General features: G+C 60.5%; 30 protein-coding genes. 10 read left to right on the forward strand and 20 right to left on the reverse strand.

Annotated features, from left to right (window positions below; translation table 11 throughout):
- Positions 1-12: 12 nt before the first annotated feature.
- The 18 genes from ACO77H_RS21975 to ACO77H_RS22060 form a co-directional block, all read right to left on the reverse strand.
- Positions 13-1,023 carry a contractile injection system protein, VgrG/Pvc8 family gene (locus ACO77H_RS21975; protein ID WP_170041851.1) on the reverse strand — a complete coding sequence of 337 codons (1,011 nt, stop codon included), beginning with the start codon at positions 1,021-1,023 and terminating at the stop codon, positions 13-15.
- 9 nt (positions 1,024-1,032) lie between these two features.
- Entirely contained in the window at positions 1,033-1,245 is a 213-nt protein-coding gene (locus ACO77H_RS21980; RefSeq protein ID WP_169954586.1) for a tail protein X, read from the reverse strand.
- On the reverse strand, positions 1,238-1,621 hold the full coding sequence (locus tag ACO77H_RS21985; protein WP_169954585.1) for a phage tail protein: 384 nt from the start codon (positions 1,619-1,621) through the stop codon (positions 1,238-1,240). The genes ACO77H_RS21980 and ACO77H_RS21985 overlap by 8 nt, the downstream gene beginning before the upstream one ends.
- Positions 1,621-2,979: a tail tape measure protein gene (locus ACO77H_RS21990; protein ID WP_432754558.1), complete on the reverse strand. Its 1,359-nt coding sequence runs from the start codon at positions 2,977-2,979 to the stop codon at positions 1,621-1,623. Before ACO77H_RS21990 ends, ACO77H_RS21985 begins: the two co-directional genes overlap by 1 nt.
- Before the next feature lie 128 nt (positions 2,980-3,107).
- The gene (locus tag ACO77H_RS21995) at positions 3,108-3,674 is read right to left on the reverse strand and encodes a phage tail assembly protein (RefSeq protein WP_432754559.1); all 567 of its coding nucleotides are present in this window, start codon (positions 3,672-3,674) and stop codon (positions 3,108-3,110) included.
- 108 nt (positions 3,675-3,782) lie between these two features.
- The gene (locus tag ACO77H_RS22000) at positions 3,783-4,289 is read right to left on the reverse strand and encodes a phage major tail tube protein (protein ID WP_432754560.1); all 507 of its coding nucleotides are present in this window, start codon (positions 4,287-4,289) and stop codon (positions 3,783-3,785) included.
- A complete protein-coding gene (locus ACO77H_RS22005; RefSeq protein WP_169954582.1) occupies positions 4,289-5,455 on the reverse strand; it encodes a phage tail protein in 1,167 nt (388 codons plus the stop codon). Before ACO77H_RS22005 ends, ACO77H_RS22000 begins: the two co-directional genes overlap by 1 nt.
- A 2-nt stretch (positions 5,456-5,457) precedes the next feature.
- Positions 5,458-5,661, reverse strand: a complete 204-nt coding sequence (locus tag ACO77H_RS22010; protein WP_170041847.1) for a hypothetical protein — start codon at positions 5,659-5,661, stop codon at positions 5,458-5,460.
- Positions 5,662-5,752: 91 nt separating this feature from the next.
- Positions 5,753-6,022: a hypothetical protein gene (locus ACO77H_RS22015; protein WP_170056683.1), complete on the reverse strand. Its 270-nt coding sequence runs from the start codon at positions 6,020-6,022 to the stop codon at positions 5,753-5,755.
- A 2-nt stretch (positions 6,023-6,024) separates the two neighbouring features.
- Positions 6,025-6,870, reverse strand: coding sequence for a hypothetical protein (locus ACO77H_RS22020; RefSeq protein ID WP_170056815.1), 846 nt, complete (start codon positions 6,868-6,870; stop codon positions 6,025-6,027).
- Positions 6,871-6,909: 39 nt separating this feature from the next.
- Positions 6,910-7,440, reverse strand: coding sequence for a phage tail protein (locus tag ACO77H_RS22025; protein ID WP_057958619.1), 531 nt, complete (start codon positions 7,438-7,440; stop codon positions 6,910-6,912).
- Positions 7,437-8,075 (reverse strand): phage tail protein I, encoded by a 639-nt coding sequence (locus ACO77H_RS22030; RefSeq protein WP_432754561.1) that lies wholly within the window; start codon positions 8,073-8,075, stop codon positions 7,437-7,439. The genes ACO77H_RS22025 and ACO77H_RS22030 overlap by 4 nt, the downstream gene beginning before the upstream one ends.
- A complete protein-coding gene (locus ACO77H_RS22035) occupies positions 8,072-9,067 on the reverse strand; it encodes a baseplate J/gp47 family protein (protein ID WP_169954577.1) in 996 nt (331 codons plus the stop codon). The genes ACO77H_RS22030 and ACO77H_RS22035 overlap by 4 nt, the downstream gene beginning before the upstream one ends.
- Entirely contained in the window at positions 9,064-9,396 is a 333-nt protein-coding gene (locus ACO77H_RS22040) for a hypothetical protein (protein WP_057439347.1), read from the reverse strand. The genes ACO77H_RS22035 and ACO77H_RS22040 overlap by 4 nt, the downstream gene beginning before the upstream one ends.
- A gap of 9 nt (positions 9,397-9,405) precedes the next feature.
- Positions 9,406-10,017, reverse strand: coding sequence for a phage baseplate assembly protein V (locus ACO77H_RS22045; protein WP_432754562.1), 612 nt, complete (start codon positions 10,015-10,017; stop codon positions 9,406-9,408).
- Positions 10,018-10,020: 3 nt separating this feature from the next.
- Entirely contained in the window at positions 10,021-10,533 is a 513-nt protein-coding gene (locus ACO77H_RS22050; protein ID WP_432754563.1) for a hypothetical protein, read from the reverse strand.
- Positions 10,534-10,554: 21 nt separating this feature from the next.
- Positions 10,555-10,887 (reverse strand): phage holin family protein, encoded by a 333-nt coding sequence (locus tag ACO77H_RS22055; RefSeq protein ID WP_032858418.1) that lies wholly within the window; start codon positions 10,885-10,887, stop codon positions 10,555-10,557.
- 599 nt (positions 10,888-11,486) lie between these two features.
- Positions 11,487-12,215: a LexA family transcriptional regulator gene (locus ACO77H_RS22060; RefSeq protein WP_169954574.1), complete on the reverse strand. Its 729-nt coding sequence runs from the start codon at positions 12,213-12,215 to the stop codon at positions 11,487-11,489.
- Positions 12,216-12,413: 198 nt separating this feature from the next.
- On the opposite strand from ACO77H_RS22060, the gene mutS reads away from it, so the two are divergent.
- Together mutS and fdxA are read left to right on the forward strand one after the other, a co-directional pair.
- A complete protein-coding gene (gene mutS, locus ACO77H_RS22065) occupies positions 12,414-15,005 on the forward strand; it encodes a DNA mismatch repair protein MutS (protein WP_170041840.1) in 2,592 nt (863 codons plus the stop codon).
- Between the two features lie 142 nt (positions 15,006-15,147).
- A complete protein-coding gene (gene fdxA / locus ACO77H_RS22070; RefSeq protein WP_003208688.1) occupies positions 15,148-15,471 on the forward strand; it encodes a ferredoxin FdxA in 324 nt (107 codons plus the stop codon).
- Positions 15,472-15,967: 496 nt separating this feature from the next.
- On the opposite strand, the gene apbC is transcribed toward fdxA, so the two are convergent.
- A complete protein-coding gene (gene apbC, locus ACO77H_RS22075; protein WP_169954435.1) occupies positions 15,968-17,062 on the reverse strand; it encodes an iron-sulfur cluster carrier protein ApbC in 1,095 nt (364 codons plus the stop codon).
- Positions 17,063-17,233: 171 nt separating this feature from the next.
- Between apbC and metG the strand changes: the two genes are divergently transcribed.
- The 8 genes from metG (at position 17,234) to ACO77H_RS22115 (ending at position 24,143) form a co-directional block, all read left to right on the forward strand.
- Entirely contained in the window at positions 17,234-19,285 is a 2,052-nt protein-coding gene (gene metG / locus ACO77H_RS22080) for a methionine--tRNA ligase (protein ID WP_169954436.1), read from the forward strand.
- Between the two features lie 106 nt (positions 19,286-19,391).
- Positions 19,392-19,943 carry an Rnf-Nqr domain containing protein gene (locus ACO77H_RS22085; RefSeq protein WP_170041838.1) on the forward strand — a complete coding sequence of 184 codons (552 nt, stop codon included), beginning with the start codon at positions 19,392-19,394 and terminating at the stop codon, positions 19,941-19,943.
- Positions 19,940-21,148, forward strand: coding sequence for an electron transport complex subunit RsxB (rsxB, locus tag ACO77H_RS22090; protein ID WP_170056806.1), 1,209 nt, complete (start codon positions 19,940-19,942; stop codon positions 21,146-21,148). The genes ACO77H_RS22085 and rsxB overlap by 4 nt, the downstream gene beginning before the upstream one ends.
- Positions 21,135-22,100 (forward strand): RnfABCDGE type electron transport complex subunit D, encoded by a 966-nt coding sequence (locus tag ACO77H_RS22095; protein WP_170056805.1) that lies wholly within the window; start codon positions 21,135-21,137, stop codon positions 22,098-22,100. The genes rsxB and ACO77H_RS22095 overlap by 14 nt, the downstream gene beginning before the upstream one ends.
- Entirely contained in the window at positions 22,097-22,702 is a 606-nt protein-coding gene (locus tag ACO77H_RS22100) for an RnfABCDGE type electron transport complex subunit G (RefSeq protein WP_170056804.1), read from the forward strand. Before ACO77H_RS22095 ends, ACO77H_RS22100 begins: the two co-directional genes overlap by 4 nt.
- Positions 22,695-23,198, forward strand: coding sequence for an Rnf-Nqr domain containing protein (locus ACO77H_RS22105; protein WP_170056803.1), 504 nt, complete (start codon positions 22,695-22,697; stop codon positions 23,196-23,198). Before ACO77H_RS22100 ends, ACO77H_RS22105 begins: the two co-directional genes overlap by 8 nt.
- Positions 23,199-23,214: 16 nt before the next feature.
- Positions 23,215-23,853 (forward strand): endonuclease III, encoded by a 639-nt coding sequence (gene nth, locus ACO77H_RS22110; RefSeq protein WP_169954442.1) that lies wholly within the window; start codon positions 23,215-23,217, stop codon positions 23,851-23,853.
- Positions 23,854-23,960: 107 nt separating this feature from the next.
- A complete protein-coding gene (locus tag ACO77H_RS22115) occupies positions 23,961-24,143 on the forward strand; it encodes a PA3496 family putative envelope integrity protein (protein ID WP_169954443.1) in 183 nt (60 codons plus the stop codon).
- Between the two features lie 62 nt (positions 24,144-24,205).
- Here ACO77H_RS22115 and ACO77H_RS22120 read toward each other — a convergent pair whose 3' ends face one another.
- On the reverse strand, positions 24,206-24,838 hold the full coding sequence (locus ACO77H_RS22120; protein WP_169954444.1) for a response regulator transcription factor: 633 nt from the start codon (positions 24,836-24,838) through the stop codon (positions 24,206-24,208).
- Positions 24,839-24,931: the final 93 nt, after the last annotated feature.

Genomic DNA, 24,931 nt, shown 5'->3' on the forward strand with positions numbered 1-24,931 from the left:
ATCTCCAACCATTTAAGAGGCCAATCCACGGGCCATGATCGAACTGCGATACCCCGTCGTGGTGTCGCCTACATGGGTCACCTTGTCAATAGACCAGCGCCCCTGCATATAGCCCGGCCAGGTTTCATCCAGCAACAACAGGCCTTCGGCGGACAGCAACGGGTTACCAGGGCAGTCGATAGTGATGCTCAAACCTTCACGCCCCACCCGGCGCAACTCGCCCTGTGCCACTGAGCGCGCTTCGGTTTCACTCTGGCACCGTTGGCGCAACGTCTTGAACGGTGCGATCCCCACCTCGACCACGCGCTGGCGAGAGGCCGCGGCATCCCACCAACTGACACGGCAACCCTGGTATTTGGCCCGCGCATTTTCATCAACCCGGGCACTGATAAACGCCTGCTCGCCGGGACGGTTGTCATGGGTCACCGACAGCCGCACATCCGGCAGTTGCTGGCCCGAGAGCGACTTGACCTGGCCGCTTTCCGCCAGCACATACAGCTCGTTGACCGGCTTGGTCACCGCGTTGTAACGCCCGGCCAGGCGGGTGATAAAGCCCATGTCGGTCTCGTTGGACTGGTCGATATGATCAATCGCAATCCCATCCAGCGACGGCGCCACCCTGGGCGAAAACCCATGCCGCGTCGCCAGTTGGCGAAACAGCGCACCGAGGGTCGTGGGCCCATGGCTGGCGGAACGGCGCTGGCGGTAGCCACTCTGGTCCATCACGCTGAACGGCGCCGCCGTGGCCACGAGCGCCAGGCGCATGGGAAACAGGTAGGGGGTGCGCTGGGTAATCACAAACTCGCCTTTTTCCACCAGGCCCGACTCGCGGTAACCCACGCGCAAACCGATCTTGGCGCCCAGGCTCGGCAGGCCTTCCAGGCCCTCGATATTGATGGTCAGTTCCAGGCGGTCGGATTCGATCCCGGCCGCATCGGTGTGCTTCCACTGCATCAGCCGCGGGTTGATCAGAGCTGCGTTGGCGCCATAAATCTCCACGACCGGGGTAAATCCCATTGCCATGCTGCCTCCTTAATCCCAGGCCGAAACGGGCTTTGCAACACCCGGTTGCGCGTCCATCTCGGGCACGATCACCCCTACGCCCGCCGGCAACACCGGGCCATGCTCGGCAAGCCCGGGGTTCAAGCGCCAGAGGGTTTCTTCGGCCGCGTCATCGCACCGCCCCAGCTCGCGGTAGAGCAGCAGGTTGACCGAATCACCGGCAATACTTCGTACTCTACGCATTGACGAACTCCTCCAGCACCAGCGACCAATTGATCAACATGGCAGTGCCGTCGTCGATCACATTGGCCTGGTTTTCCGTGAGCCCGGTAATGCGCCACAGGCCCCAGTTGCGGCCGATGCCATCGACCAACGGCAGCGGCGCCCGTGCATCCTGCAAGGCGCGCAATTGGTCCAGGCGCTGCATGCCGACGGCCGCCATAGCGGTGCCGGCGAAGGTCAGCTTTTCCAACTTCTGGCCGTTTTGCCGCGACTGGGGCTTGCTGGCAATAATCTCCAGGTCACCCCAGCCGCCATCACTGCTGCGCTGGAGCGTGGAATAGGCGAACCCTCGGGACAGCCCGAAAATAAAGTCGCCCAGCACCATCTGCTGTCGCATTAATCACCTCCATCGGTCAGTGCCGCGTTGCGCCGAACCGCCAGTGAATCGGTGAGCATCGGCACGCATTCGTTTTGCAGGGTTTGCAGGACCCGGTCGACCACCTGCTGGGCGTCGGCGGGGTTGACGCCGGTGATCTGGATGCTCGGTGCCAGGGTGACCTGGACGTTGTCCGAGCGGGCGCTGTTGAGCTCTTTGCTCACTGCATCGGGCGATGGCAGGCGATTGCTGGAAGGGAAGAGTTTCTCACCCAGCCAGGTGCCCGCTTCGCCGCCCAACAGGCCGCCGATCAGGCCACCGACGGCAGTGCCAACGCCTGGCAAAACCAGGGTACCAAGGGCCGCCCCGGCAGTGGCGCCGGCCCATGCACCGCCGGCAGTGCCGAGGCTACTGCCAACCGCTTGCAGGTCGCCGTTGCGCACACCTTGGACGAGGTTGACGGCGGTGTCGGCGTAGCGCAGCGGCGCAAGGGATCGAGTGCCGACGGACTCCAGTTTGGTCATCGTTGAAACCAGGCTGGAGGGGATAGTCTTGGGCAAAACCAGCGCTGGAGCGCTGAGCAACAGCGGCCCACGAACGGGTGAAACAAGCGCCTTGGATGAACGCTCGCCCAGGCGCGGAGCGGGCCGATCAGCTTGAAACGACGCACCATGAAAACCCACTTTGGGCCCGTCAAACGCCTTGCTGGCCTGTCCAAAAATACGCTGCAGCGTTGCCATTGACCCAACAATGCTGCTGCCGACGCGGGTGGTTTTTTTCGACGACGACCGCTCCGTGAGTCTCTCGCGCAGCGTTTTTTTCGGCAGAAAACGCGCACGTCCCTTCAAGGTTTCGGTCGCCCCTGGGCAGCAGCAATCCTTGCTATCGTCGCGAAACAGTTTCCCCACGCCGGGCAACTTGCCAAGCGTCACATCGACAGCCTTGCCCGTTAACCGGCTCCTGGCCGTCTCGAGATAGCCCTCCCCCAACCACTTTGCCCCCTTGGTGTACCAGGAGTCCGCTGCCGGCTCCTTGTCCTGGGTGGCCTCTGGAGCCACAGGGACGGAGCTTGCAGCGACACCACCGAGCAGGGAGCCGCCCGTGATAAACAGGGTGCCATTAAGGGTTTCCAGGCTCTCGCGCAGGCGCACCTGTTCTTCGGTCAACGCGTGGATATGTAGGCTGGCATTGGCCAGGGCCAGGCTCAGCTCAGACGGCGGCTCTGTTGCGCCGCCCACACTGGAGGCGCCAACCAGACTTTCGTCCTGTGCTTCAAGCAGGCCCGGCAGTTGCAAGGCTCCACTTTCGGCCAGTGCGGGAAAGGTCATCCAGCGCTTGTCTTCGTCGGCGAGCTTGAGCGTATATCGAGGGTCTTGCATCTCGCTCTACTCCTATTTGACGCCAAGGCGACTGATCGCGATGTCGTAGCGGCGCAATGCTTTTGCGGCATTCCATTCAAGAATTTCCGCTTCGTTTACCGAGTAAACCAGCGGTACAACATCGAGGATTACTTCGATATCGCGCTGCGAAAGAAGTCCGCCGGTTTGTTTAAAAAATCGTCGATGCGCTCCTGCATCTCCGTCCAGTCCGGCACGGTCAGGCCGTCCAGGTCGGGGATCATCAGGCCGGTGCAGTGCGAGGTAATGAACTCGGCGCGCTCTTTGTTGGTGGGGAGCTTTTTCATCACCTTGGTGGCGCGCAGGGCGGGCATTTCCAGGGTGACGCTGGTCAACACGCGGCCGGCCACGTCCAGTGGCAGCAGCAGTTGCACCTGCTCGCCGGGCTCGTTGGAACCTCCCAGGAAGAACGAAGCCGGGCGCGTCGACAGGTCGTGCACGTACTGGACGATGCTCACGTAGTCCGGGCGCTTGAGTTGGTCGAGTTCTTTTTCCGAAAGGCCGGTGGCCAGCTTGGCCAGTTCGAAGAATTGATCGTCCTCGTCATCACCCGCACGGGCCAGCGCCTGTTTTTGTGGGGCGTAGAACAAGGGTTTGAGTTGGATCTGCTCGATCGTCGCACCGCTGTCGGCGGTGATGGGCGCCAGCAGGATATGCAGGGGTGGCTTCCAGGCCATGGGCGAAACTCCTTGATGAACAATGTTGAACACGTGGACACGGTAAATGCGGGAGCTGGCTTGCCAGCTCCCACACTGGCCGTGCCTATTTCCGATTCGTGGAAAGGTTTACGGCATCAACACCGCACGCCGGGCATCGCCGAGGATGTCGACGCCGTTGAGCACAAACTTCTGGGTGCGCACGTCGATGTCGATCACCGGCACGCCGTTGTCCAGGCGATGGTAGGTGCGGCAGGACAGATCCAGGGTGGTGGTCGCCTTTTCGCCCATCTTCAGCTTGGCTTCCTCCAGGGATTTGAGCTTGCCGCCGACGGTGTGGTAGGTGAAGTAGGTCTTGCCGTCCTGGTCCTGGCCCGCTTCGCGCACGTTAAGCAGGATGTCTTCGCCCAGGCGCACGCCCAGGGCCAGCATGATTTCGGGACCGGCGCCTTGCAGCACCAGCTTGGCGCTGAGTACCTTGCCACTCTTGGCCATTTCCTCGGCGATAAAGCGCCCGCCGGACATGGGCTCCATGTCGAACTCGATCTTCGGCGGGGTGAATTCCTCGACGGTCGCCGACAGCGGCAGGCCCTGGAGGGTGGCCGCAATGGCCTGTCTTACTCGGTTGGTAAACATTAGAGAACGTCCTCCAGGAATTGCTCGATGATTTCATCGCGGGCATTGAGTTGATAAACCATGTGTTCGTTCGGCGCGTAGCGGCCGTAGTCGATCACGATGAACCAGGTGCCGTTCTTGTACTTCTCGACACTGTTGAGTTCCGGGTGCAGGTACACGCTGCCACCGGGGATGGTTTCGTCGGCCACCAGGGTTTGCAGCCAGTCGTTGATGCGCTTGACCTCCTGGTCCATGAACGACTTGGTCAGGTTGTGCGCCATGGCTTTCTGCCCGGCCTTGACCAGCTTGCGGCTGATGGCGTCTTCCAGGCCGACATAGCTGATGAACTTGCCGGTGACGGAGCGGTTACCCAGCAGCGAGAAGCCGCCGAGGACGGTGCGCGCGTAGTAGCTCACGCCGTAGCGGTTGAGCAGGTCGCCTTCGGTGGAGGTGTCGAGGATGTTGTACTCGACCACGCGGGAAACGTCTTCGGCGAAGGTCACCTGATTGCCCGGGCTTTCCCACTGCTTGACCTTGGCCAATGCGGCGATGGCCAGGGACGACGGCGCGAGGAACACGTTTTTCTTCGCAGCCTTGGAGTACACCGACGGCATGTTGTGCACCAGCAGGCAGCGGTCGAAACCCAGGCCTTCGCCACCCAGCTCGCCGCTGTAGGTCACTTGGTCGGCGACGCTGGCGTCTTTGCCGTCCAGCACCACACGGGCCTTGATGCGCTTGCCGAACGCGGCAAATTCACCGGCAACAGCCTTGGTCCCGGTAAAGCCCGGGGCGCCGATGATGGTCAGGTCTTCGGGCACGCTGCCAAGCGCCGCGAGGCCCAGTTTGCGACCGGTCACCGGCTCATTGCCGCCGATCACGTTGTTGAGGGTATCGGCCGGGGTGGCGCCCTCTTCGACGATCACCACATACACCGGCACCTTGACCACTTTGAGGATCTGGTACACCGCATGAAACAACGTGCCCGACTCGGCGCCGGTCGGGTCCAGCAGCGCCTGGGCGGTGAAGCTATTGATACGGAATGGGGCGTTTTTCGGGATCGACAGGTGCGCATTGGGCGCGGTGCCGACCAGACCGATCACGTTGTCACCCAGGCCACCCATAGCCTCGGGGGATTCGCTGGCATTGACGGTGATGCCGTTATGCTCGAAGTTCAAAACCTCAGCCATGATTATTCAGCCTTCTTGGTGACGGCCTTCTTGGCCGGTGGGGTGTCTTGGGCGGCAGCCAGCACGCTGGTCAGTTCCAGGCGGCCGGCGGTGCGCAGGGCGGTTGCTTCGACGTCCAGCAGGTCCAGTTCCTGGCCGACGGTGGACCAGTGGCCACCTCCGGTGGGGAATGGGATGAGGACGGTGTAGGTTTGGCGGTTGGCCATGGGAGACTCCAGAAACGCGAAAGCCCCAGCGATGGGGCTTTCTTGGATGCGAAAAAAAACCGCTTTCGCGGTGTTTGTGATTGCTGCCGGTTTACTCACCCGGCAGTGGGTAACGAGCCTTGATTTCGGCGACTTTAGCCCGCCATGCTTTCTCCTTGGCCTCGGTCTGATCGTACTGCCACTCCATATAGAGCGGGTCCGCATCTACTCGGTAGGCCTGGCGACGATTGAAAGCCAAATCAGCAGCCTGTTCGATCTGCAAAGCGGTGTCGACTTCGGCTTTAGAAAACCCCATCTCAAGCAACTGCCCTACAGTCACATTGTAGAAAGTCTGATCTTTATTTCTGAATTCTTTAATCATCATCAAACTCCAGCAGCTACGACGTTGCCAACATTACTCAGCAAATTGGACAGACTCCCTCCGGAGTCTTTTACCAAACCAGTCACAAGGTGCGACCAAGTTTTATTTCCTGTAATCGACGAGGCAAATACCGACAACAACATCGTAGCGCCGGCCAACTCAGCAAATTTCGTTGAAAAATCCGCATCCACAACGGAGGACGTAAGCTCCACCTTATAGTTAGCAGAGTACCCTGAGTAAAAAACGTTTACCGCACCCAACGTCAGCTTACTCCCCGAGAAGGTAACCGAGCCCTGCACGGAAGCGGCCGGACCATGTGCGCGATGAAACAGAGATGAAGCGAAGGAATACCAACCAGACGTTCCTGCTTTTAATACAGTCGGCATAACAACATCAACGAATCGAAAGTAGACACTGCCCCCCTCGAGCGACAAGAAGTGAATATTTGAACTACCAGCCATATATTCGCCAACCTTTGGAGAAAAAACCGGATTACTCCCTGAACCATACCTCATGAAAACCAGCTTATTCGCGATTGACCAGTAAGGGGTTTGCTCAGTAGGAGCCGCATACTCATGCGTCTGAGCTGCCTTCAGGTAAATCGTTACATAAGGGGTAATATTAGATCGCCCCATCGCCTCTTTAATAGATTTGAGCGGGGCCTCCACCGATCCCAAGGCCATATCGCTACCACCTACCGCATCGACATAAAATGACCGGGACATTTCAGGAATTGCGCGAACCGCCGCCAAAACAGAAGCATCTATTTCAGCGACCTTCCCATTTATCGCGCTGGTTAACTTATTTGCAGCCGCGACCAAACTAGTGATCGTAGTTTCCATACTCATATTCAACTCCCTATATGACTTATCTTGTTAATCCGCTCGTCACTTGGCTTCCAGAGCCATGACTCGAAATAGCACACCAACATGCCGAGCCATATTGTCAACGCTGGCCGTAGCAAGCTCTGCAATCTCCTCGGTCAACAACACGTTCAAGTTTTCACTCCCCACCACAATCGTCACGCTATCCGCCGGCAACGGCGAAATATCCAAAGTGAACTTCTGCAGCACCCGCGCAGCCGCCGCCTTATACGTCAGCAACTGCCCCGCCACCGAATACACGGCCAACAGCGTCCCGCTGGCGAGATAAAACCCAAACTCGCCAATCTCATATTCGCCATCGCCATCAAACAGCGCGGCCATGCGCAGTTGGCGCTGGCCCAGGTCTTCGTAGTCCACAATGGCTACGCGCTGGCGCTCATTGCGCAGGGCGGTTTCGTTGCCGGTGGGGTTGTAGCGGCCGGTGCCGGCGGCGATGTGGGTGATTTCGCCTTTCAAGCCTTGGTTCTTTGCCTGCAGCACTTCATCCAAACCCTTGGAGGTGAAGCGCACCAGGCGCGTGATGTCATCGGTCATGGCTGCGCCCTGAGGTCGTAGTCGTTAATGGTGTAGTGCTGGGCGATGCCCGCACTGTTTAGCCTTGAACTCAATGCGAGTTCCGGCAGCGCGCCCCACAACGACAACTCGCCGTCGCTCAGTGCACGGTGGGTGGCGCCGGTCATCGGCAGCCCACCGAACACTTCGTGCACCAGGGTGATGGTGGCCAGATCGCGCTCGCTTTTGGCCGCGTTGATGCGGCGGATCAGGCGGTTGTGGTCGCCACTGGACCAACTGCGGCCGATGATCGCCTGCACGTCAAAGGTGTAGGGCTGGGCCTGCGGGCGCTGTTGGTACCAGGCCAGAATATTGGGGGTAAACCCCAGGGATTCGACCGCGTGGCTCAACGCCTTGGGCGTGCCGGCCTGGCGCTGGATTTGCCAGGACAGGGCGACCGTGAGGCGTTTTTCGGTTTCGCTGGCAGACGCATTCCATTCGCTGACGCCACGGTCGGCGGCCAGGTAAGGCAGGAACGGCGCGGGCGTTTGCAGCGGGTTCATCAACGCCGGGAATGGCGGGGCGACCCGTTCGAGCAGTCGGGCAAAGCCCAGGTCCAGCGCCTTCTCCAGCGGTGAGCTGTTGGCGGGCAACAGGCTGGGAGATTGTTCAGTCATAAGCTGCGCACCTCCACCTCGACACCCATGCAATACGGGGCCTGGAATGCCGTGGTGATAATCGGCGCCAGCGGTTCGAGAATCTCCAACTGCGCCGCCCCGGCGGTGTGGATGGTGTAGTCGATCCAGCTCGGGTCCACGCGCCCTTCCAGGCAGTGGCAGGATTCGGCATAGGTTTGCAGTAGCTGCTGGGCCGCCACTTGCGTCAGCCCCGAGTCGGGGCCGGCGTTGATCTTGGCCACCACGCGGATCTTGTACGGCACGATCTGCGCGCCCTGCACCGCCACCCAATCGGTTTCCGGACGTACATCGGGCCGGGCGAAATGACGCCGCACCCCTTCAAGCAAATCTGCCGACGGCGTGCCATTGCCGGTACGAGACAGCACGGTGACCATCACTTGCCCAGGTGCGGTGCGCCGGGCGTTGCCGTCCTTGACCTGGGCGGCATAGCCATCCGGGTCGAAGGTATAGCTGACGGTGACCACCCCCGCCGCAGTACCGTGGACTTTCACCACCGGCCGTTCGCCGAGGGTAAAGACCTCGCGCCGATACTGCATGCGCGAACCAGCGGCCGGCGCGTGGGGTGCCAGGTAGTAGCGCAGCCGGGCATCGTCATCGCTTTCGAGGGTCGGCGGCACCGGCGGGAACGCCGCCGGGTCGCCGGGGTCGAGCACCTGGCGCTCCAGGCCCATATCGGCCAGGCGCGCATCCAGGTTGCTGCCGTTGGCCCACCACGCCAGCATCTGCTGGATGCGCGCGTTGTACTTGCGCTCATGGGTTTGCAGGCGCACACAAAACGCCTCCAGGGCCAGGGTCAGCAACTCGCTTTCGTTGTCCAGGCTGACCTTGAGCTTGGCCGCGCTTTGCGGGGCGCGGGCGGCGACATAGTCGACGACAAACGCCTTGAACTGCGCCAGCAACGGCTCGAATTCGTCGACGGCGATCAGGTCGGGCGGCGCCAATTGGTTCTGCCCGGGGATCAACATGCTCATGTCACCACCTCGAAGGATTGCTTGCGGTTTTTCCAGGTCCCGGCAAACCGCAGCAACAGGCCAGCGCCCTGGCGATTGGCGACGATGACTTGCGGATCAAAATCGGCGATGCCGTTCTGTGGGTTGTAAAAAGCCTGGGCGGCGTGGCTTTGAGCGAGGATCAACAGGTCATCGCCCAGGTTCTGCCCCAACAATTGCGGGATCAGCGAACCGTACAGCGGGCGTTTCTGCCGTGTGCCCAAAGGTGTGGTCAGGGCCCGGGTGGCGCGCTGGACAAATTGCGGCCAGTCGTCCACCACGGCCCCGGTGTTTCTCTCTATTCCGATCATGGCAAATCCTTATGCCGTGCTGATAACTCGGCCCTGGTGGTCCACCACCGGGCCACTCAAGTGCACGCCGGACGCATCCAGCAGCAGGCCAACTGCACCGACCTGCACGCTGATGGTTGCGGCGGTCATGACCAAACGGGCGGCACCCAGGCTCATTTCCACCTGCTCGCGGGAGCCGCTGAATGCCGTGGGCCCATTGTTCCAATCCAGTACATGACCGGCGGCGTCGTAGGCGCTTTGCGTGCCGTCCGGGTAACGCCGGCTCGTCAGGCTGGCCACACTGGACAGCGGCGGGAAGCGATCGCTGTTGAGGCCAAACAACGCCACCGACTGCCCGCCGCCCTCGCCGCCACCGTAGTTGAGCAGCAGGCATTGCTCACCCACCGTGGGGATCCGCGTTTCGGTCTGCGCCCCGGCGCTGGGATTAAAAAAGCGAATCGCCGGGGTCAGCAACTCGCCATGCCTGACCTTGCAGGTATTGCTGGCCGCGTCGACCTCCTGGCACACGCCGATCCGGCAAAAACTCTCGGCGCGCCGATAGAGGTCCTCAAGCTGGGTTTCCATCTGCGCCAGGCGCTCGACGATGGGCGCCAGTTGCAGGCGTAACAGTGCATCGAACATGGGCTACTCCTGCAATGGCCGGTATTGATCGGGGTCGTCGATATTCGACACCTCCCAGGTGCAGGCAAACAGCGGCTTGCCGATAGGGTCGTCAAGCAGCGGCGGGCCGAGATAGAGGGTTTGGTTGAAGGACACGGTCCAACTGTCGTAGTGAGTTTCAGCCCCCACCAGGGTCAACGGCAGCGCAACGATATTGACGGGCACATCGCACTGGGCCGCCGGCAACTGCCAACGATTATCCAGCACCAGGTCCATCAGCCGGCTTGCCAGGTCACAGGCGTCAAAGGGCTGCGCGCCCTGGGCGGACATGACCTTGAGCGAGATCGACAGCACATGGGCCTTGCGCCCTTCAAGGGAACGGACGCCCGGGCCATTACGCTCGACGGTGATTGCCACGCAGGGTTCATCCGCCGCGAGGATGCCCGGCGGGCTGCCCACCCGTAGCTCGGGAAACGCCGCACGCAGGGCCTGGCCGATGGCTATCGGCAGTTGTGAAGGTTTTTCAATGAGGGTCATGGTGTGGCTTCCTTGCAACGATCACTTTGAGTCCGGGGGCTGGTTGACCCCGATGCGCTTGGCGGCCCAGCGCTCATAAAGGCCGATAGCGACATCGGCGCCGGCCATGGCGGTCAAGCAACCCAGGGCACCGGCCGTCCAGATCGACATGCCGGCGGCGTACAACAGCATCAACGCCGATACCCCGCACACCATGCACGCCCCGGAACGCAGGGCCAGGCGGCGCACCAGTGACCAACCGCGGGCGCCCTCCTTGTCGGCGCGCCACATCTCCCCGGATACACCGCCAATCAGGGCCAGAATAATCACCAGCCAGATAGGCATTTCTGCCAACGCTTGCTGCTCGTTTGTCATGTCACGCCTCCTGGAATGCGTAAACCCGGCAGATGGCCGGTGCTTTGTTAAATAGATGGATGGGGGTGTCGGTAGGCATTCCAAAAAGCCCGGTGGCCCGGGCTTTTCAGTAATGCGGTCCTTGGATCTTTCGGCGCTACTGGCGCGGTACGGATCTTTCCTCGATGTTTTTCCGACCACGATCCCTGTCTGCCGGATAACTGCTTGTGGTGCTTTACGCTGCACACCCGGGTCAGTTGCCAACCCTCTGAACCGTCAAGGCCGGTTCATCGCTGCCTGTTGTAAAACCGTGAAACTAAAGAGCGTCGGCATCCTTGCCGGTGTTGCCTGGCGTCCTTGCCATCACTCGGTGGCGTCCATGCCAGTGTTGCGTGCCTTCCTTGTCTTCCTTGGCAGCATCCTTGCCGCCTCCACCAGGCCTTGTTGGCTGGCTTGAGATGGAGAATATGCATGTATGCATATACAGTCAATGCATAAATGCATTTATATCGCCACCAAAAATGCGTTAACGCATAAAACCCTTATATAGCGGGCACTTGCGGTTTTGCACAGACGAAAAAAAGCCCGCTCGTGGGCGGGCTGTTTCTTACGGAGCGAGGTTAACGGGCGTACATGCCCCACCAGAAAACGTGACCGAGGATGCTGATCTGCTCCTCCTGGATATCCTGGAAGCTATAGTCCTCATCCGGATGCTCGTCACGATTGAAACTGCGCAAGCGAATCCCCGATGGCAGGCGATAGAGCTGTTTGACCCGCAATTGACCGTTGTGATTGATGGCATACAAGTCACCATCCACGATATCGCCGATCCCGCTCTTGCCGGCATTCACCCCCACCGTCGCCCCGTCGCGCAACACCGGCAGCATGCTGTTGCCACGCACCGTCACACACTTGGCCTGGTCGAACTGCACACCGTTATGCCGCAGGCTGCGCTTACCAAAACGCAGGCTGGCCTTCTCGCTTTCCTCGATGACGAATCTTCCTGATCCAGCAGCCAATTCAACCTCGCGCAAAAAGGGGATCGACACCTCGTCATCATTAACGGGCGTGTCGTCGTCCCACAGGCTTATATCCTTGAGCTCCGAATGCATCGGATCGCGTTCATCCTGCCACGCCGGCCCCGCGCGCCCGCGCAACTGGTCGGTGCTCACCCGGAAGTAATCGGCAATACGCGAGATGTGCTTGTCCGACGGATCAACGATCTTGCCGCTGAGAATCCGTGACAGAGTGGATTGAGGCACGCCGGTACGCCGGTGAAGCTCCGTGGGGGAGATCCCGTCGCGAGCGAGCAGCTCTCTTAAGACGATAGAAACGTTGCGTTTTTGCATAAATGGGATAGTGACGGGAGTTTTTGGGGTTGGCAAATGCTAATTTGCATATTTTGTGCATGGTGCATGCGGTTGTACCTGGCCGTTTGTGAACTGCGAAGCACTGACCTCACATGTTAACCTTGCCGCCATCGCAAAAAATGCTGGGCCAAGCGCCCCCTTTGCCCCACCACTTTCAACGAATTTGCCTACTACCCAATGAGTAAAAATACGTCCGATCTGTCCTCCCATACCCCGATGATGCAGCAGTACTGGCGCCTGAAAAACCAGCACCCTGATCAGTTGATGTTTTATCGCATGGGCGACTTCTACGAGATCTTCTATGAAGATGCGAAGAAGGCCGCCAAGTTGCTGGATATCACCCTGACCGCGCGCGGGCAGTCGGCTGGGCAGGCGATTCCGATGTGCGGGATTCCCTATCATTCGTTGGAAGGTTACCTGGCCAAGCTGGTCAAGCTGGGTGAGTCGGTGGTGATCTGTGAGCAGATCGGCGACCCGGCGACCAGCAAGGGGCCGGTGGAGCGTCAGGTGGTGCGGATCATTACGCCGGGGACGGTGAGTGATGAGGCGCTGCTGGATGAGCGGCGCGACAATCTGATCGCTGCGGTGCTGGGGGATGAGCGGCTGTTCGGCCTGGCGGTGCTGGATATCACCAGTGGCAATTTCACCGTCCTGGAGATCAAGGGCTGGGAGAACCTGCTGGCGGAGCTGGAGCGCATCAATCCGGTGGAGTTGATGATCCCGGACGATTGGCCCAAGGATCTGCCGGCGGAAAAACGCCGTGGGGCCAAGCGTCGCGCGCCGTGGGATTTTGAGCGCGATTCGGCGCTGAAAAGCCTGTGCCAGCAGTTCTCCGTACAGGATCTGAAAGGTTTTGGTTGCGAGACCCTGACCCTGGCCATCGGCGCTGCCGGTTGCCTGCTCAATTACGCCAAGGAAACCCAGCGTACCGCCCTGCCGCATTTGCGCAGCCTGCGCCATGAGCGCCTGGACGACACGGTGGTGCTCGATGGTGCCAGCCGGCGCAATCTGGAACTGGACACCAACCTGGCCGGCGGGCGCGACAATACCCTGCAGTCGGTCGTCGACCGTTGCCAGACCGCCATGGGCAGCCGTTTGCTGACCCGTTGGCTGAACCGCCCGCTGCGCGACTTGACCGTATTGCAGGCGCGCCAGTCTTCTATTACCTGCCTGCTGGACGGCTACCGCTTTGAAAAGCTGCAACCGCAGCTCAAGGAAATTGGCGATATCGAGCGGATTCTTGCGCGGATCGGCCTGCGTAATGCCCGCCCGCGTGACCTGGCGCGCCTGCGTGACGCGCTGGGTGTGCTGCCCGAGCTGCAACAGGCGATGACCGAGCTGGAAGCGCCGCACCTGCAACAACTTGCTGTCACGGCCGGCACTTACCCGGAACTGGCTGCGCTGCTGGAAAAAGCCATTATCGACAACCCGCCCGCGATCATCCGCGACGGCGGCGTGCTGAAGACCGGTTACGACAGTGAGCTGGATGAGCTGCAGGCCTTGAGCGAAAACGCCGGGCAGTTCCTGATCGACCTGGAAGCCCGCGAAAAAGCCCGCACCGGCCTGGCCAACCTGAAGGTCGGCTACAACCGCGTGCACGGCTACTTTATTGAGTTGCCGAGCAAGCAGGCCGAGCAGGCCCCGATTGATTACCAGCGTCGCCAAACCCTTAAAGGTGCCGAGCGCTTTATCACCCCTGAGCTCAAAGAGTTCGAAGACAAGGCACTGTCGGCCAAGAGCCGCGCCCTGGCCCGGGAAAAAATGCTCTATGAGGCCTTGCTCGAAGACCTGATCGGTCAGCTCGCGCCGTTGCAGGACACCGCTGCGGCCCTGGCCGAGCTGGATGTATTGAGCAACCTTGCCGAGCGCGCGCTGAACCTTGACCTGAACTGCCCGCGTTTTGTCAGCGAGCCGTGCATGCGCATTGTCCAGGGCCGCCATCCGGTGGTGGAGCAAGTGCTGACCACCCCGTTCGTGGCCAACGACCTGTCGCTGGACGACGATACGCGCATGCTGGTGATCACCGGTCCGAACATGGGCGGTAAATCCACCTACATGCGCCAGACCGCATTGATCGTGCTGCTGGCGCATATCGGCAGCTTCGTGCCGGCGGCCAGTTGCGAGTTGTCCCTGGTGGACCGCATCTTCACCCGTATCGGTTCCAGCGATGACCTGGCCGGTGGCCGTTCGACCTTTATGGTGGAAATGAGCGAAACCGCCAATATCCTGCACAACGCCAGCGACCGCAGCCTGGTGCTGATGGATGAAGTGGGGCGCGGCACCAGCACTTTCGACGGCCTGTCGCTGGCCTGGGCGGCCGCCGAGCGCCTGGCACACTTGCGGGCCTATACGCTGTTCGCCACCCACTACTTCGAATTGACCGTGCTGCCGGAAAGCGAGCCATTGGTGGCCAACGTGCATCTCAATGCCACCGAGCACAACGAGCGCATCGTGTTCCTGCACCACGTGCTGCCAGGGCCGGCCAGCCAGAGTTACGGCCTGGCCGTGGCCCAGTTGGCCGGTGTGCCGAACGATGTAATCCTGCGCGCCCGCGAGCACCTCAGCCGCCTGGAAACCACCGCCCTGCCCCACGAAACCGTGGTGGCCAGCCCAGCCAAGGCCGCCAGTAAACCGGGCGTGCCGATGCAGAGTGATATGTTCGCCAGCCTGCCTCACCCGGTGCTGGATGAGTTGGCAAAGCTTGACCTGGACGACTTGACTCCACGAAAAGCGTTGGAATTGCTCTATGCACTGAAGACACGGGTCTAACGCAGACGCTTGCAAGCTGATAGAATCTCGCGCGGTTTGGGATGCTGCGGGCTTTTAGCCTGGCCTGCAGACTATCGCTCCCAAACCTCGCGAGCCCTGCCACAAGGGGTTTCGCTGCCGCCGCCTGAGGAGAAAATTAGAAATGACCTTCGTCGTCACCGACAACTGCATCAAGTGCAAGTACACCGACTGCGTAGAAGTGTGTCCGGTGGACTGCTTTTACGAAGGGCCGAACTTCCTGGTAATCCACCCGGATGAGTGCATTGACTGCGCCCTGTGTGAGCCAGAATGCCCGGCCGTTGCGATTTTCTCCGAGGATGAAGTCCCGGCAGAGATGCAGGAATTTATTCAGTTGAACGTCGAGCTGGCGGAAATCTGGCCCAACATCACTGAGCGCAAAGACCCGATGCCGGATGCGGCAGAGTGGGATGGCAAAAAAGGCAAGATCGCAGACCTCGAGCGCTGATCGCGCCGATGTCCTCTAAAAGGCCCCTTGCGGGCCTTTTTGCATTTCTACGGGGTGGATTTCACTTTTCTACGGGCAAAAAAAAGGGGCGGTTTGACCCGCCCACATTTTTCCCTAGTCCCTGTGTTCCTTTTCATCGTCCTGATGAATCGCATCCTGCGAACTTCCCTGAGTCATCGTTCCTTGATGACTGTGTCAATCCGTGGACACAGGGCTGATATTAGAGACTTCCCGAACAAGTTCAACGGGATCCATTCGCAAGCACAACCTGCCACGGTCCTCAAACAGAAATAAATAAACCTTACTTTTCAAATAGTTATAAATATGCACAGGTAATTCGAGACGTCCCGGCGCGGTTAAAAAACCAAACACTTACTCAAAAGTAAGCGAATGCTTACAACGCCCATTAGGAAAATGCACACCCGACCGCCCAAAAGGTTTACGCCAGGCAAGAAAAAGCCCCGACAGGGTCGAGGCTTTTCTGCCTTCAGGCCGATCAGTCGTCGCTGACAGTGATGGTCGGCATTGCCTGGGTGCTGGCTTCCTGCAAGACAATCCGCGCCCCGACGTGACGGGCCAGTTCCTGGTAGATCATGGCGATCTGTCCATCGGGTTCGGCAACTACCGTCGGCCTGCCGCCATCGGCCTGCTCGCGAATGCCCATCGACAGCGGCAACGACGCCAGCAATTCAACATCATATTGGGTGGCGAGCTTTTCGCCGCCGCCTTCACCGAACAAATGCTCGGCGTGACCGCAGTTGGAGCAGATGTGCACCGCCATGTTTTCCACGACGCCCAGCACCGGGATGTTGACCTTGCGGAACATTTCCACGCCTTTGCGCGCATCCAGTAACGCCAGGTCCTGGGGCGTGGTGACGATCACCGAGCCTGCCACCGGTACTTTCTGCGCCAGGGTCAGCTGGATATCGCCAGTGCCTGGTGGCATATCGATCACTAGGTAGTCCAGGTTGCCCCAGTCGGTCTGCATCACCAACTGCATCAAGGCCCCGGATACCATGGGCCCGCGCCACACCATCGGGGTGTTGTCATCGGTGAGGAAGGCCATCGACATCACTTCCACGCCATGGGCCTGGATCGGCACGAACCACTTCTGGTCCTTGATCTTGGGCCGCGAACCTTCGGCGATGCCAAACATCACACCTTGGCTGGGGCCATAGATATCGGCGTCGAGGATGCCCACCCGCGCGCCCTCACGGGCCAGGGCCAGGGCCAGGTTGGCCGCCGTGGTCGACTTGCCCACGCCGCCCTTGCCGGATGCCACGGCCACCACGTTCTTGACGTTGGCCAGGCCCGGGATCTGCGCCTGGGCCTTGTGCGCAGCGATCACGCATTGGATGTCGACCTTGGCCGAGCGCACGCCATCCAGGCCTTCAATGGCCATTTGCAGCATCTGTGCCCAACCACTCTTGAACAGACCTGCGGCGTAGCCCAGTTCAAGCTGGACCGAAACCTGGTCGCCCTGCACATCAATGGCCCGGACACAGCCGGCGCTGACCGGGTCCTGGTTCAGATAGGGGTCGGTGTACTGGCGAAGAACGGCTTCCACCGCTGCGCGATTGACGGCGCTCATGGGCTACTCCCGGAAAAGACAGACTAAAACAGGCGGCTATCCTAACCGTTCCGAGGCGTGAGGGGCATGCTTTCGCGACATTGGAAAACCCTGAAACAGCCTCACGGGGTGAAATAAATTTCCCGGCGCTTTATAGTGGCCGACCTCCGTTTCATCAAGTAGCCGAGCCCCATGTCCGAGCCACGCAAGATCCTCGTCACCAGCGCCCTGCCCTATGCCAATGGTTCCATCCATCTTGGCCATATGCTTGAGTACATCCAGACCGATATGTGGGTGCGCTTCCAGAAGCATCGCGGCAATCAATGCATTTATGTCTGCGCGGACGACGCCCACGGTTCGGCCATCATGTTGCGCGCCGAAAAGGAAGGCATCACCCCGGAACAACTGATCGCCAACGTCCAGGCTGAACACAGCGCCGACTTTGCCGAGTTCCTGGTGGATTTCGACAACTTCCACTCGACCCACGCCGAAGAAAACCGCGAGCTGTCGAGCCAGATCTACCTCAAGCTGCGTGACGCCGGGCACATTGCCACCCGCTCGATCACCCAGTATTTCGACCCGGAAAAGAAAATGTTCCTGGCCGACCGTTTCATCAAGGGCACCTGCCCCAAGTGCGGCACCGAAGACCAGTACGGCGACAACTGCGAAAAATGCGGCGCCACCTACGCGCCGACCGACCTTAAGGATCCGAAATCGGCGATTTCGGGCGCCACCCCGGTGCTCAAGGATTCCCAGCACTTTTTCTTCAAGCTCCCGGATTTCCAGGAAATGCTGCAAGCCTGGACCCGCAGCGGCACCCTGCAGGACGCCGTAGCCAACAAGATCGCCGAATGGCTGGATGCTGGCCTGCAACAGTGGGACATCTCCCGCGATGCGCCGTATTTCGGCTTCGAGATCCCCGATGAGCCGGGCAAGTACTTCTATGTGTGGCTGGACGCGCCGATCGGCTACATGGCCAGCTTCAAGAACCTCTGCGACCGCACGCCAGAGTTGGATTTCGACGCGTTCTGGGGCAAGGACTCCACCGCCGAGCTGTACCACTTCATCGGCAAGGACATTGTCAATTTCCACGCCCTGTTCTGGCCGGCGATGCTCGAAGGTTCGGGCTACCGCAAGCCGACCGGCATCGCCGTACACGGTTACCTGACGGTCAATGGCCAGAAAATGTCCAAGTCCCGTGGCACCTTTATCAAGGCGCGCACCTACCTGGACCACCTGTCGCCGGAGTACCTGCGCTACTACTACGCGTCCAAGCTGGGCCGCGGCGTCGACGACCTGGACCTGAACCTGGAAGACTTCGTGCAGAAGGTCAACTCGGACCTGGTGGGCAAGGTGGTCAACATCGCCAGCCGTTGCGCCGGGTTTATCCACAAGGGCAATGCTGGCGTGATGGTGCCGGTCAACGCCGCACCGGAGCTGACCGATGCCTTCCTGGCAGCCGCGCCAAGCATTGCCGACGCCTATGAAGCCCGCGACTTTGCCCGCGCCATGCGCGAGATCATGGGCCTGGCCGACCGCGCCAACGCCTGGATCGCCGACAAAGCGCCGTGGTCGCTGAACAAGCAGGAAGGCAAGCAGGATGAAGTCCAGGCCATCTGCGCCACCGGCATCAACCTGTTCCGCCAGTTGGTGATCTTCCTCAAGCCGGTGCTGCCGTTGCTGGCCGCTGACGCCGAGGCCTTCCTCAACGTTGCGCCGTTGACCTGGAATGACCACGCCAGCCTGCTCAACAACCATCAGCTCAACGAGTTCAAGCCGCTGATGACCCGTATCGACCCGGTCAAGGTGCAGGCCATGACGGACGCGTCCAAGGAAGACCTGACCGCTAGCCAGACCGACACCGGCGAAGCCGCCCCGGCCGGCAATGGCGAGCTGGCCAAGGATCCGTTGTCACCGGAAATCGACTTCGACGCCTTTGCCGCCGTGGACCTGCGGGTTGCACTGATCATCAAGGCCGAAGCCGTGGAAGGTGCCGACAAGCTGTTGCGCCTGACCCTGGATATCGGCGACGAGCAACGCAACGTGTTCTCCGGGATCAAGAGTGCCTACCCGGACCCGTCCAAGCTCGATGGTCGACTGACCATGATGATCGCCAACCTCAAGCCACGAAAAATGAAGTTCGGCATCTCCGAGGGCATGGTGATGGCAGCCGGCCCTGGCGGTGAAGAAATCTACCTGCTCAGCCCCGACAGCGGCGCCAAGCCTGGCCAGCGCATCAAGTAACCCGAAGCGCCCTGTCGCGGTGATTGGCCGCGACAGGGCGGTTTGCGCTAGTACCCTCTCCCTGCTTGCCGGATAATCAGGCCCTGTTTGCTTAACCGGCTCGACCATGACCGAACTGCTTGTCGCCCTTCTCTGCGCCGCCCTGATCAGCCATTACCTGCTGCGCCTGGCGCTGCCTGGAGATCCCGGGGTGGAGCGACTGCGGGTACACGCCCTTGGGTTGGCGACCACGCTGTTGATGGTGCTGACGGGTGTTTCGAGCTACCTGCTTGTTCATTTCGTGTTGCAACCCTTGGCGCTGGACGCGTTATGGCTGTTTGCCTATGTGCCCGTGGCGATCCTGTTGAGCCAGCCGTTGCTGAATGGGCTTTCGCGCCACGTGCCCGCCCTGCCCGTCGATGGCTTATGGGTGCCACTGCTGGCTAACGCCGGCGTGCTCAGCGTGGTACTCCTGGGCCCGGGCAACGCCAGCCAACTGATCTATAGCCTGGGCATCGGCCCGGCGTTCTGGCTGACCTTCAGCCTGTTCAGCGATTTGCGCCAGCGAATAGATGAAAACGATATCCCCCAGCCCTTCAAAGGCCTGCCCGTGGACCTGCTCAGTGCCGGGCTGATGGCCGTGGCATTCCTGGGCTTAAACGCAATGATCAAACCATGAGCCTGATTCAACGTATCGACGCCCTGCTGCCCCAGACCCAATGCGGCAAATGCGGGCACCCCGGTTGCAGGCCCTACGCCGAAGGCATCGCCCAGGGCGAGGCCATCAACAAGTGCCCGCCGGGCGGCCCCGAAACCATTGCCGAACTGGCGCAGTTGTTGAACCTGGTACCGCTGGAGCTGGACAGTTCCCGTGGTGAAGCCCCGGCGCAGATCGCCTTTATCCGTGAGGCAGAGTGCATTGGCTGCACCAAATGCATCCAGGCCTGCCCGGTGGATGCGATTGTCGGCGCGGCCAAGCTGATGCATACCGTGATCGTGGATGAATGCACCGGCTGCGACTTGTGTGTGGCTCCCTGCCCGGTGGACTGCATCGACATGCTGCCGCTGCCCCTGGCCGCGGTGCTGCCGATTGTCGCGGGCTACGCGATTACTGCCGAGGAGCGCCAGGCGCGCGGGACCAAGCGTGATCGCGCCCGCCGTCGCTTCGAGCAACGCAACGCAAGGCTGCAACGCGAGGAAGAACACAAGCTGGCGGAGCGCCTGGCCCGCAGCAAACGCCCGGCCCCCATCGTGCAGGCCAATAGCGACCCATTGCAGGCCGCCATCGAACGCATGCGCGCACAAAAAGCCGCAGAGATCGACACAGCGTTAAAAAAAGCCAAGGTCAACCTGGCAATGAGCCGGGCGCAACTGCACAAATCCCTGAAAGCCTTTGGCCATCCGCCGACCTTTGAGCAGCAGTCGCAGTTGATCATCCTGCAGCAGCAGTTTGAGTCCGCCGAACAGGCATTGACCGCCCTCGAAGCGAACGCCCCCACAGTGGCGTCCCCCCAGGCCAGTAAAGACCCTGAGCTCAAGCGCGCAAAAATCCAGCTGGCCATGCGTCGCGCCGAGCTGAAAAAGGCCCAGGACGCACTGGCCGATGCAGAGCAACTGACCACACTCGGCGCAGCCCTGGCCGCCGCCGAACAGGTGTTGCACGCAGCCGAAGAAAAATCCGAGCAGCCCCGGCCGGACCTGCAACGTATCGAGAAACGGCCCATCGACCGTCACCTGCGCCAGTTGAAGACCGCCCTGGCCTATGCCCGCGCCGACCTGAGCAAACTTGAGCGCCAGCCCACCAGCAGTGCCGCCGAGCTGACGGATGCCAGGCTGCGCGTGGATGAAGCCCAACGGCAAGTAGATAGTCATGTCAGCGCCTGAGGTGGTTGATCGCCAGCAACACGCCATGCAGCGATTATTGCTGGCCACAACGCCCGGCGTGCTGGTGCTGTTCTGGCTGTATGGCTGGGGCGTGCTGATCAATCTGTTGCTGGCCGGCAGCTGTGCATGGGCCGTCGAAGCCGGTGTGCGCCAAGTGCGCGGCCATGATTCCCGCGACTTGGGCGGCCTGGTCAGCGCGGTGTTGCTGGCCTTGGCGCTACCACCTTATTGCCCGTGGTGGTTATGCCTGGGCGCTGTCAGCAGTGGCTTGCTGTTGGGCAAACACCTGTATGGCGGCAAGCAAAACCCCTTCAACCCGGCCATGCTCGGTTATGCGTTGATGCTGCTGGCCTTTCCCCAGCCAATGACCCATTGGCCGGCGTCCCACGGCCTGGACCTGCTGGCCGGCCTGCAACAAGTGTTCGGCCTGCACGGCGAGACCGCCGATGCCTGGGCCCGGGCCACTGCGTTGGACGCCTTGCGCATCAATAACAGCCTGACTGTCGACGAGCTGTTTGCCCGCCACCCGGCTTTCGGCCAGCTCGCAGGTAAAGGCACTGAGTGGGTGAACCTGGCATTTCTCGCTGGCGGCCTCTATTTACTGCAGCAACGGGTCTTCAGCTGGCATGGGCCGGTGGGCATGCTCGCCAGCCTGTTTGTCATCAGCCTGCTGTGCTGGAACGGCTCGGGTTCGGACTCCCATGGCTCGCCGCTGTTTCACTTGCTGACCGGAGCCACTATGCTCGGGGCCTTCTTTATCGTCACCGAGCCGGTGTCGGGTGCAAAAAGTGCGCGGGCCCGCTTGTTGTTTGGGGTGGGCGTGGGATTGCTGACCTATCTGGTCCGCACCTGGGGCAGCTACCCGGATGGCGTGGCGTTCGCGGTGCTGATGATGAACCTGGCAGTGCCGGCACTGGAGCGCTGGACGCGGCCGCAGGCGGTGGAAGCATGAAGCGCACCTCGCAAGCCTTGAGCGTGCTTTTGATCGCCGCCGGCGCGGTAGGCCTGACCCTTGGCCTGCAACAGCTGACCGCCAAGCCCATTGCCGCGCAGCAGCGTGAAATGCAAAGCCGGGCGTTGCTGGATGTACTGCCCGCTGGCAGTTATGACAATCAACCGCTGGAACGCCCCTTGGACGTTACTTCGGCAATGCTGGACAACAGCCAACTGCTGGGAGCTTACCTCGCGACCTTGGCCGGCAAACCCAGCTCCGTGGTGCTGCGCTCCCAGGTCGAGGGTTATGGTGGCCGCATCCAATTGCTGATTGCCATCGACCGCAACGCCAAGCTGCTCGGGGTCATGACCCTGGCACACACGGAAACGCCCACGCTGGGCGGGCATATCAGCGAACCCGGCAATCCCTGGCTTGCCTCATTCAAGGGGCTGTCGCAGGAAAATCCACAGGCTTGGGCGCTGAAGAAAGACAGCGGCCAGTTCGACCAAATGGCCGGTGCGACCATCACGTCCCGCGCCGTGATCAACGCGATCCACGATGCCCTGCGGTATTTTGACGAGCACCGCCAGGCCCTGCTGGAGCGCACCGACCATGACTAAGCCATTGGTCCTCGGCAACCTGTTGCTGCTGCCGGCGCTGCTGGGTGTCAGTGACACGCCGGCGAGCGCTGCAACGTTCTGGGTTATGTGGACGCTGATCATGATGCTCCATGGCTGGAGCTGCGGCTGGGTGCGCAATCGCCTCAGTGGCCAGTGGCAGCTGATGGCCAATGTATTACTGGCCACCACCTGGGTCAGTTGCGCCAACCTAGTGGCGCAGGCAGTGGCCTTTGCCCCGTCTACGGGCCTGGGGGCATACCTGGCCTTGATCGGCCTGCAATGCGTGCTGCTTGAGCACGAAGGCCTGTTCGCCGCCCACCAGCGCAGGGCACAACTTAAACTGTTCGCGCTAGTAACCGGGCTACTGGCTGCAATCACCCTCTCGCGCTTGTTACTCGGCAGTAGCATCGCCACCCTCGCCCCCACAGGGTTTATCCTGCTCGGGTTGCTGCTCGCCGGGTGGCAGGCCTGGACCCAACGCCACACACCACATTGAAGGAACCGCTCGCCCAATGAACGCCGCAAAACGCCTGGAGATCTTTCGTCGGTTTCACGAGGACAACCCCGAGCCCAAGACCGAACTGGCCTACTCATCGCCGTTCGAGTTGCTGATTGCCGTGATCCTGTCTGCGCAATCGACGGATGTGGGCGTCAACAAGGCCACGGCCAAGCTGTTTCCCGTGGCCAACACCCCGGCTGCTATCCACGCCCTGGGAGTCGAAGGATTGTCGCAGTACATCAAGACCATTGGCCTGTACAACAGCAAGGCGAAAAACGTCATTGAAACCTGCCGACTACTGGTCGAGTTGCATAACGGTGAAGTGCCAGAGACCCGCGAAGCACTTGAAGCCCTGCCCGGCGTAGGCCGCAAGACGGCCAATGTGGTGCTCAATACGGCGTTTCGCCAATTGACCATGGCGGTGGACACCCATATTTTCCGTGTCAGCAATCGCACGGGAATCGCGCCGGGCAAGAATGTGGTGGAGGTCGAAAAGCAATTGATGAAGTTTGTGCCAAAGCCTTACCTGCTCGACTCCCACCACTGGCTGATCCTGCACGGTCGGTATGTGTGTCAGGCCCGCAAGCCGCGCTGTGGCAGCTGCCGCATCGAAGACTTGTGCGAATACAAGGAAAAGACGTCGGACGATTGAGCAATCATTGGTTTTATTGATCAGTCGATTGAAAAAATCTTTTTTACCCGGTGCACGATTGTCGATATAAGGAGCGCCAACGGCAGTCTTAGCCTGGAGTTAACCTTATGAGCACTGGCAAAGAACAACTGGATGTAGAAGAAGACTTTGTGGCCGCAGACACGGACGAGGCAGCCGAGGCGCCTGTAGAAGTTGCCAAGACCAATTTGAGCAAACGCCGCACCATCGACAACCTTCTGGAAGAGCGACGCTTGCAAAAACAGTTGGCCGATTACGATTTCGATCTCTAGCCAAACGATCACACAGAAGCCTCCGCCATGGAGGCTTTTTTCTGCCTGTTGCTCCCTGCTTCTTAAACCAGGCCGTTACGCTGGGCAAGCTCGATCAGGTCCACCAGGGACCGGGCGTTGAGCTTGAGCAGCAAGCGCGTCTTGTACGTGCTCACAGTCTTGTTGCTGAGGAACATGCCATCAGCGATCTCTTTGTTGGTCTTCCCCTGGGCCAGTTGCTGCAGCACCATCATCTCCCGGCCTGAAAGCCGCTCGACCATGTCGGCTTCGCAGGTATTACCCTGGCTGGAACGCACCGAGTTGAGTGCCTGGTTGGGGAAGTAGCTGTAGCCGGACAGCACCGCCTTGATCGCGCTCAGCAACTCGGTCAGATCCTGTTGCTTGCACACGTAGCCAGCCGCGCCCGCGTGCATGCAGCGCATGGAGAAGTGGCCCGGCGCCTGCGACGTCAACACCAATACCTTGAAGGGTTGCGCCTGCTTGGTGGAAGACAGGCGACAAATAACTTCCAAACCGTCAAGTTTGGGGATTCCAATATCCAGGATGACAATATCCGGCATATGCTCCCGCGCTAGTTGCAACGCGTCGACTCCGTTATCGGTCTCTGCAACGACCTCATAACCATGACGTTCCATTAGCATGCGTACAGCAAGGCGAATGACGGGATGATCATCCACGATCAGCACTTTATTCATGGGCAAGTCCAATTTCGCTGTTCGAATTATTCAGAACCAGCACAATAGCCTAGTCGTTTCCTCCTTGGCATAGCACTCCCCCCCAAGTAACGA

It is taken from the genome of Pseudomonas sp. WMBT8, assembly GCF_050916005.1.
Classification (GTDB): Bacteria; Pseudomonadota; Gammaproteobacteria; order Pseudomonadales; family Pseudomonadaceae; genus Aquipseudomonas.

Excerpts from the sequence above, each read along its gene's own strand:
- ACO77H_RS21975 (WP_170041851.1), bottom strand. The coding sequence starts at position 1,023 with ATGGCAATGGGATTTACCCCGGTCGTGGAGATTTATGGCGCCAACGCA.
- ACO77H_RS21980 (WP_169954586.1), bottom strand. The coding sequence starts at position 1,245 with ATGCGTAGAGTACGAAGTATTGCCGGTGATTCGGTCAACCTGCTGCTC.
- ACO77H_RS21985 (WP_169954585.1), bottom strand. The coding sequence starts at position 1,621 with ATGCGACAGCAGATGGTGCTGGGCGACTTTATTTTCGGGCTGTCCCGA.
- ACO77H_RS21990 (WP_432754558.1), bottom strand. The coding sequence starts at position 2,979 with ATGCAAGACCCTCGATATACGCTCAAGCTCGCCGACGAAGACAAGCGC.
- ACO77H_RS21995 (WP_432754559.1), bottom strand. The coding sequence starts at position 3,674 with ATGGCCTGGAAGCCACCCCTGCATATCCTGCTGGCGCCCATCACCGCC.
- ACO77H_RS22000 (WP_432754560.1), bottom strand. The coding sequence starts at position 4,289 with ATGTTTACCAACCGAGTAAGACAGGCCATTGCGGCCACCCTCCAGGGC.
- ACO77H_RS22005 (WP_169954582.1), bottom strand. The coding sequence starts at position 5,455 with ATGGCTGAGGTTTTGAACTTCGAGCATAACGGCATCACCGTCAATGCC.
- ACO77H_RS22010 (WP_170041847.1), bottom strand. The coding sequence starts at position 5,661 with ATGGCCAACCGCCAAACCTACACCGTCCTCATCCCATTCCCCACCGGA.
- ACO77H_RS22015 (WP_170056683.1), bottom strand. The coding sequence starts at position 6,022 with ATGATTAAAGAATTCAGAAATAAAGATCAGACTTTCTACAATGTGACT.
- ACO77H_RS22020 (WP_170056815.1), bottom strand. The coding sequence starts at position 6,870 with ATGAGTATGGAAACTACGATCACTAGTTTGGTCGCGGCTGCAAATAAG.
- ACO77H_RS22025 (WP_057958619.1), bottom strand. The coding sequence starts at position 7,440 with ATGACCGATGACATCACGCGCCTGGTGCGCTTCACCTCCAAGGGTTTG.
- ACO77H_RS22030 (WP_432754561.1), bottom strand. The coding sequence starts at position 8,075 with ATGACTGAACAATCTCCCAGCCTGTTGCCCGCCAACAGCTCACCGCTG.
- ACO77H_RS22035 (WP_169954577.1), bottom strand. The coding sequence starts at position 9,067 with ATGAGCATGTTGATCCCCGGGCAGAACCAATTGGCGCCGCCCGACCTG.
- ACO77H_RS22040 (WP_057439347.1), bottom strand. The coding sequence starts at position 9,396 with ATGATCGGAATAGAGAGAAACACCGGGGCCGTGGTGGACGACTGGCCG.
- ACO77H_RS22045 (WP_432754562.1), bottom strand. The coding sequence starts at position 10,017 with ATGTTCGATGCACTGTTACGCCTGCAACTGGCGCCCATCGTCGAGCGC.
- ACO77H_RS22050 (WP_432754563.1), bottom strand. The coding sequence starts at position 10,533 with ATGACCCTCATTGAAAAACCTTCACAACTGCCGATAGCCATCGGCCAG.
- ACO77H_RS22055 (WP_032858418.1), bottom strand. The coding sequence starts at position 10,887 with ATGACAAACGAGCAGCAAGCGTTGGCAGAAATGCCTATCTGGCTGGTG.
- ACO77H_RS22060 (WP_169954574.1), bottom strand. The coding sequence starts at position 12,215 with ATGCAAAAACGCAACGTTTCTATCGTCTTAAGAGAGCTGCTCGCTCGC.
- mutS (WP_170041840.1), top strand. The coding sequence starts at position 12,414 with ATGAGTAAAAATACGTCCGATCTGTCCTCCCATACCCCGATGATGCAG.
- fdxA (WP_003208688.1), top strand. The coding sequence starts at position 15,148 with ATGACCTTCGTCGTCACCGACAACTGCATCAAGTGCAAGTACACCGAC.
- apbC (WP_169954435.1), bottom strand. The coding sequence starts at position 17,062 with ATGAGCGCCGTCAATCGCGCAGCGGTGGAAGCCGTTCTTCGCCAGTAC.
- metG (WP_169954436.1), top strand. The coding sequence starts at position 17,234 with ATGTCCGAGCCACGCAAGATCCTCGTCACCAGCGCCCTGCCCTATGCC.
- ACO77H_RS22085 (WP_170041838.1), top strand. The coding sequence starts at position 19,392 with ATGACCGAACTGCTTGTCGCCCTTCTCTGCGCCGCCCTGATCAGCCAT.
- rsxB (WP_170056806.1), top strand. The coding sequence starts at position 19,940 with ATGAGCCTGATTCAACGTATCGACGCCCTGCTGCCCCAGACCCAATGC.
- ACO77H_RS22095 (WP_170056805.1), top strand. The coding sequence starts at position 21,135 with ATGTCAGCGCCTGAGGTGGTTGATCGCCAGCAACACGCCATGCAGCGA.
- ACO77H_RS22100 (WP_170056804.1), top strand. The coding sequence starts at position 22,097 with ATGAAGCGCACCTCGCAAGCCTTGAGCGTGCTTTTGATCGCCGCCGGC.
- ACO77H_RS22105 (WP_170056803.1), top strand. The coding sequence starts at position 22,695 with ATGACTAAGCCATTGGTCCTCGGCAACCTGTTGCTGCTGCCGGCGCTG.
- nth (WP_169954442.1), top strand. The coding sequence starts at position 23,215 with ATGAACGCCGCAAAACGCCTGGAGATCTTTCGTCGGTTTCACGAGGAC.
- ACO77H_RS22115 (WP_169954443.1), top strand. The coding sequence starts at position 23,961 with ATGAGCACTGGCAAAGAACAACTGGATGTAGAAGAAGACTTTGTGGCC.
- ACO77H_RS22120 (WP_169954444.1), bottom strand. The coding sequence starts at position 24,838 with ATGAATAAAGTGCTGATCGTGGATGATCATCCCGTCATTCGCCTTGCT.